This window comes from Kitasatospora aureofaciens (genome assembly GCF_019192735.1).
In the GTDB taxonomy this organism is placed as follows: domain Bacteria; phylum Actinomycetota; class Actinomycetes; order Streptomycetales; family Streptomycetaceae; genus Kitasatospora; species Kitasatospora aureofaciens_A.
Genome location: NZ_JAHTKP010000001.1, coordinates 254,406 through 269,125, shown reverse-complemented (window position 1 = coordinate 269,125; position 14,720 = coordinate 254,406). Strand labels below are relative to the sequence as shown.

Sequence of the window (14,720 nt, the reverse complement as noted above, 5' to 3'; positions counted from 1 at the left end):
AGTTGATCAAGCGGCTGTTGGGATGTTGGCGAGGCGGACGGTAGGCGGGGTGCTGTGGCGGGTGCCGGTGTCACCTGGGCGTTTGACGTGGTAGCTGTTGTGTCGGGCGCGTTTGACGACTCTTGGATAACTGCGTTCGCGGCGTTGGGGGTTGAGGTTCCTGGGGTGGGTGATGTCGTGACGTATAGCGTCGATGACACGGCCTTGGTGATCAGGGGGGAAAGGCCGCCGGCGTCGCGGTGACGTGGCGGCGGACGATCCGCAGGGTGCGGGTGAACTTGACCCGGTCGGGGTCGATTCCGGCATGGGTCGCGGCCCGGCAGATCAGGGCGCTGATCGCATGGTGCGTGAGCAGGTAGCCGTAGATCTCCTGGCGGATGAGGTCCGGGCTCTTGGATCGCAGGATCCTGCCCGGTCCGCGCATCGTGGTCTTGAGCTGCGCGGCTGCGACCTCGTGCTCCCACCGGTCGTGATAGGCCCGGGCCAGTCGTTCGGCGGTGACCGTGCGGGGGTCGGTGATCGTGGTGATCAGGCAGATCAGCTCCCGCTCCGCTTCAAGGCCGCGGTCGGGGACGTCGTACTCGATCACTCGCACCAGCCGGGCCTGGTCGGGGTGCGGTTGCCGGCCTTCCCTAGCGGCCTGCACAATCCGGGCCTTGGCCTGCCTGGTATGCGCCTGGCGGGAGAAGACCAGGGACAGGTAGGAGCCGTCCCCGAGGTCCTCGATCAGCGGCAGGTCCACCCTCACGCCGACCCGCCACAGCAGTTGCGCACCAGTGCCAGCCGCAAGACGCCAGTCCTCGAAGCTGTAGAAGTTGCTGTCCGCCAAAAGGAGTTGGTCCTCTTGAAGGGCCGGGTAGAGCTGCCGGGCCAGGGACTGCTCGCCCGATCCCTCGCCGACCACCGGCCCGATCGCGGCGGCCAGGTGCGCGTGCGAGGCGCACTCGCTGATGCTCACCAGCCTGGCCTTGGGGAACGCGGCTCCGCCGCCCGGGTATCCGAACGCGGCCGCGTTCTGCTCGCTGTCCGGCACGTCCCACTCCACCCCGTCGATCGCCATCAGGCGCCATGGGCCGAGGAACGCGCCCGGCGTGAGCAGGTCCGCGACCGGCTCGGCGACCCGCTCGAACACCTCCCGCAGCACCTCGGCCCCCATTCGCTGCCGGGCCTGGGTGATCCCACCGGTCGTCGGCGGTACCCACTCCACACCCACACTGCCCCAGGAGACCAGGGCCTGCGTCAGCCGGGCCATGACCTCCTCGTAGTCGTCATCGCCGAACAGCGCCAGCGCCATCGCGAAGTACACCACCAGATGCGGCGGCAGCTTCCCGCCCGTCCGCTGGGCTTGCCGCCCGCACACCGCGACCGCCTCATCGACCACGTCGCGCGGCACCGACGCCGCCAGCACCCCGATCGAGACCTGATCCGGCAGGCCACCAGCTCGCTGACTCACAATCAGCAACGTATCCCATGCCGCAGCTTCGCCAGCCAAGCACCCGCCCGCACAAGATCAACTTAAGCTAAGCGGCATTGGGTCAAGGGGGCGCAGGTTCAAATACTGTCGTCCCGACTTGCATAACTGCAGGTCGTAGGCCGTTTCCGCTTCTGGCGGGAGCGGCCTTTTTGAGGCTCTTCGACCGCATGTGTGGGTGCTCTGAACTGGACTGATACGCGAAACACGCCGTCTCCTGCATATGGTTCTTGGTCTCTGAGGTCAAGATCCACGTGCAGGAAGACGGCGTGTCTGCGAACAGGATATGGAAGAAGCTGCTGACGGTCGAGCGGGTCGAGATCGACCAGGACACAGGCGTGCTGGTCGCCCGGGTGCGGCCGGTGGCGCGGGAACGGGGTCGGTGCGGGGTCTGCCGCCGCCCTGGGCGTGGCTACGACCAGGGGCGGGGGCGGCGCCGCTGGCGCTGCCTGGACGCCGGTACCACCCAGGTGTTCCTGGAGGCCGACCTGCCTCGGGTGGCCTGCCGCGAGCACGGGGTGGTCACGGCCGCCGTCCCCTGGGCCCGGCACGGCGAGGGCCACACCCACGCCTTCGACCAGCAGGCAGCCTGGATGGCCACCGAGTGCTCCAAGTCCGCCGTCGCGCAGCTGATGCGCACCTCCTGGCGCACGGTCGGAGCTATCGTGGAGCGGTTCGTCGCTGACAGGGACACAGGAAGAGATCCTACCTGCCGAAGTAGGCGGCGGACCCTCGCCTGGTCGCGATGAAGCACCAGCACGTCGACATCACCGTGCTCGCGATACGCCTCATCAACGGTCAGCTCGATGGCATATCCACCTGCGATCCACCAGGGGAAGGTCGCCTCGGCCAGCAGCTCGGCCACCTCCTGCGGTGAGAGCGGAGCCCAGAGTCCCTGCGTCGGCACGGTCGCGTCTGTGTCGATCACGGTATCCATCCTGGCACTCCCCACCGGGAAGCCGAGCCATCGTGGGTACAGAGACACGCACTCCCCCGGCCGCGCGGGCTGGGGCATCCACAACACCTTCGGCCTGGAGACATGCCTCGGCACCGCCCGGTTGCGAGGGGCGGACACTTGGGCCGGTGCCCATGCCTCCTCCCGCTCGGGCGCACCCCCGGCCGCGCGGGGCGGACCCAGCACCGGCGTTGAAGATATATCCGTACTCGGGCACACCCCCGGCCGCGCGGCGCGGACCTACCCGCCGTCAAGTTGGGCGGAGACTGGCGGGGTGCACCCCCGGCCGAGCGGGGCGGACACCCGGTGGGACCGGGACCGGGTCGCCTGGCTCGGTACACCCCCAGCCGCGCGGGGCGGTCCGCCAATCGATCACGTGGCAGGCGCGCGAGGCAGGCACACCCCCGCCGCGCGGGGCGGACGAGTCGGTGAGGGCGATCTCGTAGAAGGCACGGGTAAACCCCCGGCCGCGCAGGGCAGCCCGACTGGCCAGAGCGTCTACCTCGAGGACGGCGGCACACCCCCGGCCGCGCGGGGCGGACGAAGTCCCGTGCTAGCGGGACGGCATGGGCTGGGACACACCCCCGGCCGGGCCGGGGTAGACGCCCGCACCACCTCGGCATCGGTGTAGTGGGCAGGCACACCCTCAGGCTGCACGGGGCGGACATCAGCACCTCGATGAACGTCCCGGGCGCAGGTGGCATACCCCTGCGGCCGCGGCGGGGCGGATGACCCGGCCGCTCTGGCGTACACCCTCGGTCTGGGTACACCCCCGGCTGTGGGGCGGACTGGATTAGGCCTATGACCTTCCTCGGGAACCACGACACACTCCCGGCCCCGTAGGTCGCACGCCGCATGGCCGGTGGTTGCGCGGTCTATGCCGAGTACACCCCCGGCCGCGCGGGACGGGTACCTGGGCGTCGTGGCTGACGTCGTATCCGCAGTGCACACCCCGGCCACGAAGGGCGGACTCCTCGGTGCGCCAGTCGGAGATCGGGCTCACCCCCAGCCGCGCGGCGGCCGACCGCCAGAGCGAGGTTCGCCGCATCTCCGACACCGGCACACCCCCGGCGGCACAGGGCGGATGACCGGGATCACCTTTACCAGCCGACCCGTACTGGCACACCCCTGGCCGTGCGGGGCGGTGGATCTCCAATGGAAGGAGCCCGGGAGTCAGAAGGCCTGTACACCCCCGGCCACGTGGGGCACACTGCACGTCCCTCTCGCTGAACACCTCCTACGGGGGCACACCCCCAGCACGCAGGGCGAACCCGCTCTGCCGAATCGGCGACAGCCCAACAAGGGCGCACCCCCGGCCGCGCCGGGCCTGTACACCGTCTCTACCGCGGCCGCTCCCTTCGGCGCAACACTGGCCGCGCAGGGCGGGCTACAGCTCGCGGGACGCTGGCACCAACCGCTGGGGTACGCCGTCGGCGTCGCGGGATCGACCTGCTCCCCATGTATTACTGCAAGACGAACGGGCCGAGGCGGACTGGGCGGCCTTGCCGAGCGGTATGTCCTGCCAGGGCACACCCCCGGCCGCGCGGGGCGGACTGCGGGCGGTACTCAGGAGAACACTGTGCAGCAGGCACACCCCCAGCACGCAGGCGAACCGCTGGCCCGGGCTGGGGTGCCGCCCCCAGGGTGGTACAGCTGCGGCCGTGCGGGACGGACCAGCCATGTGCACGTCCTGGACGAGATCATGCGGGGCACACCCCCGGCGGCGCGGGGACAGCGGACAGACTGTCAACCTGCCGACCTATGTGACGGGTACACACCCAGCCGCGCGAGGCGGACCTGGTCTGGTCAACCACCGGCACCGTCTGGGCGGGTACACCCCCGGCCGTGCGGGGCGGACACCGCTCACCTGCCGTGGCCTATCCGCATCGGGGGCACACCCCGGCTGCGCGGGCTCCGGATCAAGACCGGTGGTTCATGGGCACCCCGGCGGCGCGGGGCGGACGCGACGTGGACCATGAACGTCTGGCCGTCGGCGGACACACCCCCGGCCGCGGGGCGATCTACAACCTGGACGTCGGCAAGACGGTCATCCAGGGCACACCCCGGCCGCGCGGGGCGGACACGGTGAGGCACGACGGGCTCGGCGTCATCGAGGGCACACCCCCGGGCCGTGCGGGGCTCTCGGCTGCACGTCCGGGACCGGTATGTTCCACGCTGGCACACCCCCGGCGCGTGGGGCGGACGCGACGAAGGGATCTTCGGCACACCTCGGCAGTGCGGGGCCGCCTCGATTCGAGTCGTTTCGATGAATACGACGTCAGGCACACCTCCGGCTGGGCGGGCAGACTGGTGGCAGCTTGGCGCCGCGGCCCGCATGCAGGGCACACCCCCAAGGCGGCGGGGCGGACCTGATCGGTCCGGCGAGCTACCAGGCTACACAGGTTCACCCCGGCTGCGCGGGACGGACTTCGGGTCGAAAACCGCCAAGCAGTGCTACATGGGCACCCCGGCTGCGCGGGGCGGATCGAGTGACCCTGACCGCAGGCCTTTCCTCTAAGGGAGCCCCCTCGGCTGGGCGAGGCGGACGAGTGGTAGCGCATCCAGAGCGTGCGGGGAGCGGGCACACCCCCGGCCGCGCGGGGCGGACTGGTCGAGCATCGGCCCATCGAGCAGCCGGACGGGCACATCCCCGGCTGGGCAGGGGCGGACCTTCTGTAGACCATGAACGGGTACGGGACTCAGGGCACACTCCCGGCCGCGCGGGGCGGACGAGGTCGAGGCCATCCTTCTGAAGGACCCTGAAGGCACACCCCCGGCCGCGAGGGGCGAACTGTGCGCGCTCCATGGTGCCGCCGAAATAGGCAGGTACACCCCCCGCTGTGCGGGGCGAACTGGGGAGTCCAATGGTTCGAGATGCTGCTCGGCGGTACACCCCCTGCTGTGCCGGGGTGGACGGCGCACTCATGCTGCTGGTCTGCGGTGTCGCGGGCACACCCCCGACGGCGCAGGGCGAATACCTCACGATCCTTGAATGTCCAACCGGTTTGAGGCCCGCCCCTGGCAGCCGGAGGCGGGCGAGGTGAGGAAGTACCGACCGGGTTCCGCGACCTGGCACACCCCCGGCCGCGCGGGGTGGACGTGTAGCCGGCCAGCACGCCGAGGCACCGTACGGGCACACCCCGGCCGCGAGGGGCGCACGCGCTCGATCAGTCCTGGCACACCGGATGGCTCGGCATACCCCCGGTCGCGCGGGGCGGACATGATGTCGCCCGGCTTGTGAAATACCAGACCGGGCACACCCCCGGCCGCGTGGGGCGGACCTCCGCATGAGAACCAACTGGGCCAGCATCTACGGCGCACCCCCGGCCGCGCGGGGTGGACGCGAGCGGAACCCGGCCCGTGGCGAGCCACGTCGGCACACCCCCGGCCGCGCAGGGCGGATCCCGGCGGTACCCGGGCCTACGTCCGCCAGGAGGGCACACCCCCCGCGCGGGGTGGACTTTCCGTCCGGCGTCTGGTGCAGCCAGTAGTAGGGCACACCCCCGGCCGGGCGAGGCGGACCTGGTCTCCACCCGGGTGCGCTCGTCCGTGTACGGTACACCCCCGGCCGCGCGGGGCGAACTTGAGGAAGGCACCCCAGGCCTGCACGCGCTGGGGTACACCCCCGGCCGCGCGGGGCGGACGGCTGCAGGTGGCGCTCCTCGAACCCGGGCTTCGGCACACCCCTGGTCGAACGGGGCGGACCACAGCAGGATGTGCAGGTGCGAGTGCCAGCCGGGCACACCCCCAGCCGTGTAGGGCGGACTGGGCCCGATCTGCTCACCGCGGCAGGGCGGGGCGTGCGCATTCCGGCCGTCGCTGATGATCTTCAGCATGGATACATCCCCGGCCGGGCGGGGCGGACACGACACGGTCCTTGAATGCCCAACCGGTCTGAGGCACACCCCCGTAGCGGGACGGTTAGGTGCCGACCGGGCTTCGCGATCTGGGTACGTCCCGACGGATGCAGGGCAGACGCCGGGCTGGTTTGGAACCAAGCCACCGGGCACGGCGCACCCCCGGCCGCGCGGGGCGGATAACAGGAAGATCGACGTGCCGCGGCGGGTGTACGGCACACCCCCGGCCGCGCGGGACGGATGACCACTGGAGCTACTACCGCACCGATGACACGGGCACACCCCCGGCCGCGCGGGCGGATCTGTCCGGTGCCGCCGGGCAGGTGCGCGACGCGGGCACACCCCCGGCCGCGCGGGGCGGATCCTTCGTGAGCTGAAGTGTTGTGGCAGGATGCGCGTTTCTCTGTTCAGTTGTCAAGGAACTGTGGTGGCTGGGTCAGTTGGGTGGGGCGAGGGTGAGGAGGCCGGCGCCGAAGGCTTTGGCTCGGCCGATGCCTTGGAGGATGGCGGTGCGCAGGTGGGTGGGGTCGGTGATGGTGGCGAGGCCGTCATAGCGGGTGAGGGGCAGGCGCATGCGGGGGTTGTGGTCGGCGACGCCGGTGACGGGGGTGAGTTGGAAGGTGCTGGTGGTGTAGGGGTCGAGGCCGAGGTCGGGGGCGCGGCGGGTCCACCAGTGGGTGATGTCCGTGCCGGTGCAGGGGATGCGGTTGCGCAGGGGCTCGCCGGTGACCTTGTCGCGGGCCCAGTGGACCGGGCAGGCGGTGAGGCGGTAGTGGACGTGTTGGCCGGTGGTGAGGTGGTCGAGGTAGGGGCCGAGTGCGGTGGTGCGGGCGGTGCCGTAGTGGTCGGGGAGGGTGGTGAGGTCGGGTGGATCGGTGGATTGGATGAGCAGGCGCAGGCCGGTGCGGGTGGTGTCGAGGCGCCAGAGGAGTCCGAGGCTGGGGCGGGGACCGGTGCTGCAGTTGCTGGGGGCCGTGTAGCCGTCGGGCAGGAAGAGGCGTTCGGTGCGGCGGTGGAAGCCGAGTCCGCCGTGCCGTAGGTCGGCTTGGACGTCGCGGGAGGTGGTGTTGAGACGGATCTCGGTGAGGTGGGCGGTGGTCATGATCGTGTCTCCTGGGGGTCGGGTTGTGGGCCGAAGCGGTATTCGTGGAGTCGGGTGTAGCGGGTGGCGGCGTCGCGGCCGGTGCAGAGCGCGGCGGGCAGGGTGAGGGTGGACCGGGCGACGGCTCGCTCGGCGAAGTGGCGGGCGCCCTGGGGGTCGTCGTTGAGGGTGTGGGTGGCGCGCGGGTCGCCGGGGGCGATGGTGGTGATGACGTCGACGGTCACGGGTTCGCCGGCGCGTGGGGGTTCTTGGTCGAGGGGGGCGGTTTTGAGGATGTGGGTGACGCTGCCGTGCTGGATGCCGAGGTTGTAGGGGGCGGCCGGGGGGCAGGCGCGACGTCCGAGGTAGGGCGGGTGGACGGGGTGGTCGAGGGCGTCGGAGGCTTTGCGCAGGAGGGCGGCCGGTCCGGTGAGGACGACGGTGAAGGCGGCGTCGGCGAGGTAGGCGCGGTGGGTGATGACGGCGCCGGCGCGCCGTCCGCCGTCCGCGCAGGGGACGACCTCGGTAGGGCTCTGGCCGCCGATGGTGTGGTAGTCCTCCATGGGGCTGCCAGGCCGGTCGACGCGGACCGCGATGTCCAGGGCGGCGAGCGGGCCGGGGGCTTCGTCGCGGGTCTGGCCCAGGGCAGCGCCCAGGAAGCCGATGACGCCGGAACGGGTGGGGTGGGACGCGGTGTCACGGTAGTCGGTGAAGCCCCCGCGAACCCCCCAGGACTGCATGGGGGCGGTGAGGCGCAGAACGAGGGCCTGACGGATGCTCATGGCGTGCTCCTGAAGGCGGCGTCGAGGGCGGATTCGGTGGCCTGGTCGAAGGTGTCGACGCGGGTGCCGAGGCCGGGGAGCTTGGTGGTGCCGGTGTAGGCGTGGACGGAGTGGAGGAGGCCTCGGCCGGCGGTCAGGCGCTGGATGGTCTTCGCGTAATCGGACAGGCGGGCGATGGAGGGGGCGGCGTTTCCCTGGCGGCCGGTGATGGGGTTGTCGAAGGCGGTGGAGAGGTTGACGGGCCGGTCGGTGCGTACGGCGAGGTGGACGAGATCGGGCAGGGTCCAGGCGGCCGAGCTGGTCTGGCCGGTCTTCGGCAGGGTGTGGATAAACCCGTCGATGTAGGCGCGGCAGACCGCGCGTGCGACGGCGTGGTCGTTGTTGACGGCGTCGGCGAAGGACCGCAGGGCGATGGTGGAGTACATGTAGAACGTGCCGGCGACGAGGCGCTGGTCGCCGATCAGGCCGACGGCGGGCACGCCCTGGGTCTTGGCGGCGTAGTCGTCGACTGCGACGAAGAAGTCGATCTCGATGTTGGCCTCGTGGGTCGTGAAGGCCGAGGCGACCTGGACGCAGGCGTCGCGTTCGGCGCCGTCGATTTCCATGAGGGTCCGGCCGAGCAGGGCGATCGCGGCGTTGGCGCCGGCGAGCAGACCGCGGACGTCGGCCGGGTCGGTGACCGTACCGCGCGCCTCCTGCTCCGTGTCCTTCTTGGCCGTGCGGCCGCTTCGGGGCTTCGCGGTGCCGGCTTCGGCTTCCTTGAAGGCGATCTCGTAGTCGTGCTTGCGGCGGGCGGTGGTGGCCGCCATGCGGTGGGCCGTGGTGGTGGGGGTGTAGATGAGGGCGGCGGTGGCCAGGGGGTCCTTGGCCTGGATGTCGTCGGCGGAACTGCCCAGGGACATCCGGCCGCCGGTGGCGGCGGTGAAGACGTCGAGCGCGGTGAACGTGGCGAGTTCCTCGCTCCAACCCTCCTCGCCGATGAGCAGGTCGCGGACCTCGTGGACGAGGCGGCGGGTGCGCACGGATGCCTGGTCGGGGAGGGATTCCTCGATGTGCAGCCGCACGGGGCGCTTCTTGGAATAGGCGCTGATGCGCCCACGGGTCGCTCCGCCGAGGACGACGGACTTCGGGCAGCCGTCGCCGTCCAGGTTCAGCCCGGACAACGGGATGGTCTGCAGGACGTGGATGTCGAGGAAGGCCGCGGGTACCGGGGTGTCAGTCATGATCGTCACTTCTCTCGTGGCGAGCGATGGTGCGGAAGTAGTCCTGTTGCCAGGTGGTGCAGGTGCGGGGGCCGTCGAAGTACCAGCTGTCGAGTTCGGCGAGCAGGCGGGCCCAGTCGAGGGGGACGCCGGCGTTGTCGGTGAGGCGTATGGCGCCGCGCAGGTCCTGGTAGGGGCCGTTGGGGTTCGGCCGGACGAGCCGGTTCAGTTGGTGCTTTGTGGTGGCGGGGGACATGTGGGTCGAGGCGTGACCGAGTGCCGTGCCGATGCTGGTCCGTGAGCCGGTGCCGGAGCGGTTCGCGCTGCTCATCAGGGCGGCGACGGTGTAGTAGGCACGCTGGCGGCGGGGGTGCAGGTCCGGGGGCAGCCAGGGGGCGACGTACTGGTGCATCGGACTGGGGGGTTGTTGGTTGGGCCAGGGGCCGAGTCCGCTGGCCAGTGCTCGGTGGGCAGCGGGGTCGGTGGCGATGGCGTGGGCGATGTGGTCGACGAACTTCGCGGCGCGGGTGCGGCGCGAGGTGGGCGCGGTGGTGGTCATGGCGTGGCCTTCCTCGGGGGAAGGGGGAGGCGGGCGCGGGCTCGGGCGACGCGCTCGCCGGCCGAAGGGTTGCGGGCGAGGTCGGCGGTGAGCTGGTCGAAGGTGTCCAGTGCGGCCACGCGCATGCGGCGCGTGGCGTCGTCGAGCCGGCCAGTGTCGTAAAGGTTCCAGAAGATGGTGTCGGCGCGTGGCCAGAATTGCAGGGCTATGCGGGCCTTGCGGGCCCGCGTGTCGGCGGGGCGGTCGTCGAAGGCCGCGGCCAGGGCGTTGTCGAGGTGCCATTCGGCGAGGTCGGCTTCGTGGACGGCGTTGCTGATGCGCTGGGCGCCGTCCGGGTCGCGCGCGGCGGTGTGGGTGAGCAGCGGTGGTGTGGTGGTGGTCCACCACTGGTGGTCGTTGCTCTTCTCGCGGTCCTGCTCGGCACCGACCACGCGCAGGCGCAGGCTGTCCACCACCTCGTCGGGGATCTGGTCGCAGGAGGCCAGGACCTGGGGGCGGGTCGGTGCGCGTCGTGCCCGTTGAGGCTCGGTGGCCGGGTCGTTGAGCAGGACCTCGAGGTCGCGGAACAACTGCCGTCCGCCGTTTGCCCTCACCGCGGAGGAAGGGGCGCCGCTCTCACGCGAGCGTTGGTAGGACAGGAAGGGGTCCGGGAACGACTCGACGTGCTCACCCACCTGCCTGCCGGGCCTGTGGGGCGGGTTGCGCGCCCCCCAGGTCAGGTACCAGTCGGTGGCGAAGCGGCCGTCGGCGCTCGGTAGGAGGAGGATCGCGTGCCGGGTGCGGGCGGTGAGCAGGGAGACCGGGCCTGTGGGGGAGGGGGGAGGCCGGGTCGGGTCAGCGGGCGTCGGGTTCTCCCAGGGCGCGAGGTCGCCCTGGTCGCCGTCGACGCCGGGCGGTGTCAGGTGGGCGAGGAGCGTGGTGTGCAGGTCGGGGCCGATCGGGTGGTACCCGACGGTGCCGCGTAGCACGGCGGCCATGCAGCCGGCGTGCGCGCTCACCGCGTCGTGGGATCGGGTGCTCAGGGCTCCGCCGCTTCCGTAGTAGGCCCACATCACGGTCTGCAGCGCCGCTTCGGGCGACGGCACCGGGGCTGCGTGGCGCTGGCTCGCAGTGTCGGAGAACCACGGCCTGGCGTTGCCGACGGCACGTCCGATCACGAGCTTTCCGATGCCCGAGGAGTGGGGGCATTCCTCGACCAGCCGCGGGTCCTGGAGAAAGGGGCGGTGTCGGTGGTAGAGGCGCAGGTGGGCGGCGTGCTTGTGGAAGTACCGGTCGACGGCGCGCTGGTCGAAGCCGGTGGCGAAGCGGGAGTTGCGACGCCGGTACCAGTCGGCGGCGGTTTCGCCGGTGCGCAGGTGGTCCAGGCCGGTGACGCGGTAGGCGATGGCTGCCGCGATCCGGTAGAGGGCGCCGTAGGCGATCGGGTACGGCAGGGTGAGGTCCGCGATCGCGGACGCGTCGGAGAACATCTCGTACAGGCCGGTGCGGCGGCTGCTGCCGTCACGGTACCGGCAGTCGATCCAGGCCCCGTGTGCCAGGTCGAAGTCGTCGGCCGGGGCGTTCATCGCTCACTCCTTCGGTGTCGGAGGTCGGGCCACCAGGCCCAGGTAGCGGTCGTAGAAGACGGTCCACCCGGCGGCGTGTACCGGTTTCCCGGGAGCGGGGTGCACAAGCAGGACGAGCGGTCCCAGGCGCTTGTCGCCCGCCCAGCCGGCCGGGGGCTGGGCGTCGGCGCCGAGGTGCTTCTGCCAGGTGGCGTGCCGGGTGGAGACCAGGCGCTCGCGGACCGGCTCCAAGTCGTGCGGCAGGCGGGCGGGGAGCGGGAGGAAGCTGTCGGGCTCCAGCGAGAGCCCCTCGAGCCGGCGCCACAGCGGGAGGATCTGGATGCTGTCGAGCCGGTAGCGCGTGGCGGCTTCCTCGTCCGTCCCGGACAGGTCCGTGAGGTCGAACAGGTCGACCAGCTCCCGCGGATGGGGGATGACCACCGGGCGGGCCGCGTCCGCCATCGCCTGCTCGCCCTCCAGATGGGACAGCACGTCCTCGTCCGAGCTGCCGTCGCCCAGACGGTCTTCGAGCGCCTCCAGCAGGGGCTGGACGTCATCGGGTTCCGTGATCACCCTGCGGCCTTCCAGCAGTTCGCGGGTGGCCCGCACCACGGCGGTGCTGTAGATCGCCTCCCACCGGCCGTCGTCGGGCAGGCCCTCGGCGGTCAGCGGCACCAGCACGGTGACCGGCACCCGCACGCGGGACCGCTCGGTGTGGCGCCGGCCTCGGCCGGCGCGCTGGATGATCGTCGGCAGCGGCGCCAGATCGGTGACCACATGATTCAGATCCAGGTCAAGTGCCTGCTCGCACACCTGGGTCGTCACGAGGACGGCGCGCCGGGGGCGGTGGGTGCGATCCTTGCCGAAAGCCTGCTCCACGTTTGCGGTGACGCCCGCACGGTCCCTCTCGCGATAGTGCGCGTGGACCAGGAGCACCTCGACGTCCGCGGGCAGGAGTGCCCGCAGCACAAGCGCGGTGTTCTGCGCGGAGGCCACCGTGTTGCAGACCGTCAGCACACACAACTGCTGCCGGCCATGCGCGAACAGCTGTGCCACGACCCGGGCGCGGGCCCTGTCGCAGGCCGGAACCGCATCACGGCGCGTCGCCAGGTGCGAACCCGGCAGTCCGACCAACCGCACCTTCAGGATCCTCGTCCGACCGGTGTCCACCGGTCGCACTGTCGGACGCCCTGTGGCGCCGTCCACATGGAACCACCCCGGGTAGGCGGGACAGAACTCCGGCAGCGGCACACCCGGGGCGGAGCCCGACAGGTAGGCCGCGGCCAGCGAGCGGGCCACCGAACGCGGCAGCGTGGCGGACATCAGCACGACCGGCACGCCGAGTGCACCCCACCAGGCCAGCACGGTGCGCAGCAGGCTCTGCATGTAGGGGTCGTAGGCATGGCACTCGTCCACCACGAGCACCTTGCGGGTCAGGCCGCCTATCCTCAGGACGTTGTGCCGGATCCTCAGCACCGCCAGGAGCACCTGGTCGATCGTGGAGACCGTCACCCCCGCCAGCACCGGCCGCCCGCGGCCCTGAAGGAACTCCGGCGCGGCCGCCAGTGCCAGCCCCTCGTCGTCGTCGTGGCTGAGCATCGCGCCCTGCCCGCCCCGTCCGGCCTGGCTGTGCGCGAGCGTCACTGGAGACGACGCGGCCAGCGCCCGCCTCGCCCACCGCCAGACTCGCCGGTACGCCGAGTCGGTGGTGGCCACTGAGGGCAGGGCAAGGTGAACCCCCATACGGGGCCCACCCATCCACTGCGCCGACCACAGCCCGCCCTCGGTCTTCCCGCTCCCGGTGGGCCACATCAGCACCAACAGTCCCGCCCCGCCTGGCACCGCGCACCCGCGCAGCAGATCCAACAGCGACTTCTGCAACGTGTTCGGCTCGAACCGGAACCAGTCTACGAACCTCATGACACCGGAGTCTCCTTCCACACCGGCAGGCCAAGGCCTGCGTCCTCCACCAGGCGCGGACCGGCTGCTACAGCCCGCTCCCAGTGCCGGACCACCCGCAACGGATCCCACGCCCCAGTCAGATGCTCCAACTGATTGACGACGAAGAAGCGTTGAGAAGCCAGCCAGTCCGCGAGCACCACAATCTCCCCAGCCAGCACCGCGGCCTCCACCGACAACGCTGGCGGCGGATCCGGAGCGCCCACGGCCTGCGCGACCACCACCAGGTGGGCAAGGCGCTGCTCCTCCCACCGTCCGTCTCCCAACACCCCCGCGACGAGGGCCGGATGGCGTAGGAGGTAGCGATGCGGCTGCGGGAAGATCCGGCCGTGGTGACCGCCGAGCAGCTGCGCGAGCCGACGTGCCGGCGCGGCCACGGGTAGGCCGTCGCCGGTGCCGTCGTAGCCGTACAGGGGGAGCCGCACGGCCAGGTAGAGCTGGGTGGCCTCGCCGTGGGACACGCCTCGCGCTCCCGCGGGCAGGGGCGAGTAGCCTGTCAACTGGGCGAATACCGCACGCACCTTAGCCTGGAAGTAGGCGCCGATCTTCCCGATGTCGTGCCAGCCCGCCCAGCAGGCGAGGAGTGATCTGGCGCGCTCTCGGTCGGTCCCGGAGTCGGGATCCAGGCCCAACCCGGCGGTGAACGTTCGCTGTTGGCCCTCGGACATGTGCAGGTCCCACAGGGCCAGACAGACGGCCGCAGTGTCCATCAGATGGGCGAAGGCGGGATAGGTCAGGCCATCCGGCAATCCATCCTCTTTTGACCACAGTACGCCGTCTATCACCCACTTTGAAGTGAGTTCCGTACCTATGCTCATACTTCGATGGTAGGAGCCGGTGTCGGTGTCCGGCAGGCGTCCTTGAAGCGGCCGCGGCGCTCCCCGTGCGACGAGCGCCGTCGGAGCGGACGGCGCGCGTCGGAGGCTTCGAGGTCTCGCACGCGTCGTGAGCCGGCGAGACCGTAGGCTTCATGGGCTGCCTCGACGCGGTTCGCCCCGCCGGGGCGGATATCGTTCAAGGTTTTCCGCCCGGCCGGAAGACAGCCCGTCATCAGCCCCTCGGTGAGCGGCGAAAGCCGCGCTTCGGGTCGCGGGCGTCGACGTTGCCGAACGGTTCGAACCATGCGGCGGGGCGCATGTCGCCGATACCCATGGCCTGGTTGGCAGTGTCGTCCGGGTCTTCAGTGCAGTCCAGGTACGGGATGAAGAGCATCAGGATGTCGGTGTCTTGGAAAAGTGAGGTCGGTGCAGGCATCCCAGCTCTGCTCGCGCTGGAGCTCGACGTCGTCGTTCTCGGGGCCGAAGGGCGCT

Annotated in this window: 9 protein-coding genes and 2 pseudogenes; 1 reads left to right on the top strand and 10 read right to left on the bottom strand. The window is 71.0% G+C overall.

What is annotated here, in order from left to right; translation table 11 throughout:
• Positions 1-211: 211 nt before the first annotated feature.
• Positions 212-1,453 (bottom strand): IS4 family transposase, encoded by a 1,242-nt coding sequence (locus KV557_RS01170; RefSeq protein WP_308129710.1) that lies wholly within the window; start codon positions 1,451-1,453, stop codon positions 212-214.
• Positions 1,454-1,740: 287 nt separating this feature from the next.
• Here KV557_RS01170 and KV557_RS01165 point away from each other — a divergent pair.
• Positions 1,741-2,196 (top strand): annotated as a pseudogene (locus tag KV557_RS01165) (helix-turn-helix domain-containing protein); the annotation flags it as partial.
• On the opposite strand, the pseudogene KV557_RS44785 reads toward KV557_RS01165, so the two are convergent.
• The 9 genes and pseudogenes from KV557_RS44785 to KV557_RS01125 all read right to left on the bottom strand — a co-directional run.
• Positions 2,157-2,408 (bottom strand): annotated as a pseudogene (locus KV557_RS44785) (nucleotidyltransferase domain-containing protein); the annotation flags it as partial. The pseudogenes KV557_RS01165 and KV557_RS44785 overlap by 40 nt on opposite strands.
• Positions 2,409-6,719: 4,311 nt before the next feature.
• Positions 6,720-7,385: a type I-E CRISPR-associated protein Cas6/Cse3/CasE gene (locus KV557_RS01160; protein ID WP_218197643.1), complete on the bottom strand. Its 666-nt coding sequence runs from the start codon at positions 7,383-7,385 to the stop codon at positions 6,720-6,722.
• Complete coding sequence (gene cas5e, locus KV557_RS01155; RefSeq protein WP_218197642.1) at positions 7,382-8,146, bottom strand: type I-E CRISPR-associated protein Cas5/CasD; 765 nt, start codon at positions 8,144-8,146, stop codon at positions 7,382-7,384. Before cas5e ends, KV557_RS01160 begins: the two co-directional genes overlap by 4 nt.
• Complete coding sequence (gene cas7e, locus KV557_RS01150) at positions 8,143-9,369, bottom strand: type I-E CRISPR-associated protein Cas7/Cse4/CasC (protein WP_218197641.1); 1,227 nt, start codon at positions 9,367-9,369, stop codon at positions 8,143-8,145. Before cas7e ends, cas5e begins: the two co-directional genes overlap by 4 nt.
• Complete coding sequence (gene casB, locus KV557_RS01145) at positions 9,362-9,907, bottom strand: type I-E CRISPR-associated protein Cse2/CasB (protein ID WP_218197640.1); 546 nt, start codon at positions 9,905-9,907, stop codon at positions 9,362-9,364. The genes cas7e and casB overlap by 8 nt, the downstream gene beginning before the upstream one ends.
• Entirely contained in the window at positions 9,904-11,472 is a 1,569-nt protein-coding gene (casA, locus tag KV557_RS01140) for a type I-E CRISPR-associated protein Cse1/CasA (RefSeq protein WP_218197639.1), read from the bottom strand. The genes casB and casA overlap by 4 nt, the downstream gene beginning before the upstream one ends.
• Positions 11,473-11,475: 3 nt before the next feature.
• On the bottom strand, positions 11,476-13,371 hold the full coding sequence (cas3, locus tag KV557_RS01135) for a CRISPR-associated helicase Cas3' (protein WP_218197638.1): 1,896 nt from the start codon (positions 13,369-13,371) through the stop codon (positions 11,476-11,478).
• Complete coding sequence (locus KV557_RS01130) at positions 13,368-14,228, bottom strand: CRISPR-associated endonuclease Cas3'' (protein ID WP_218197637.1); 861 nt, start codon at positions 14,226-14,228, stop codon at positions 13,368-13,370. The genes cas3 and KV557_RS01130 overlap by 4 nt, the downstream gene beginning before the upstream one ends.
• Before the next feature lie 232 nt (positions 14,229-14,460).
• Entirely contained in the window at positions 14,461-14,664 is a 204-nt protein-coding gene (locus KV557_RS01125) for a hypothetical protein (RefSeq protein ID WP_218197636.1), read from the bottom strand.
• Positions 14,665-14,720 lie beyond the last annotated feature (56 nt).

Bases quoted from the DNA above. Each gene is read 5' to 3' on its own strand.
- KV557_RS01125 (WP_218197636.1), bottom strand. From the start codon at position 14,664: ATGCCTGCACCGACCTCACTTTTCCAAGACACCGACATCCTGATGCTC.
- cas3 (WP_218197638.1), bottom strand. From the start codon at position 13,371: ATGAGGTTCGTAGACTGGTTCCGGTTCGAGCCGAACACGTTGCAGAAG.
- KV557_RS01130 (WP_218197637.1), bottom strand. From the start codon at position 14,228: ATGAGCATAGGTACGGAACTCACTTCAAAGTGGGTGATAGACGGCGTA.
- KV557_RS01160 (WP_218197643.1), bottom strand. From the start codon at position 7,385: ATGACCACCGCCCACCTCACCGAGATCCGTCTCAACACCACCTCCCGC.
- cas5e (WP_218197642.1), bottom strand. From the start codon at position 8,146: ATGAGCATCCGTCAGGCCCTCGTTCTGCGCCTCACCGCCCCCATGCAG.
- casA (WP_218197639.1), bottom strand. From the start codon at position 11,472: ATGAACGCCCCGGCCGACGACTTCGACCTGGCACACGGGGCCTGGATC.
- cas7e (WP_218197641.1), bottom strand. From the start codon at position 9,369: ATGACTGACACCCCGGTACCCGCGGCCTTCCTCGACATCCACGTCCTG.
- casB (WP_218197640.1), bottom strand. From the start codon at position 9,907: ATGACCACCACCGCGCCCACCTCGCGCCGCACCCGCGCCGCGAAGTTC.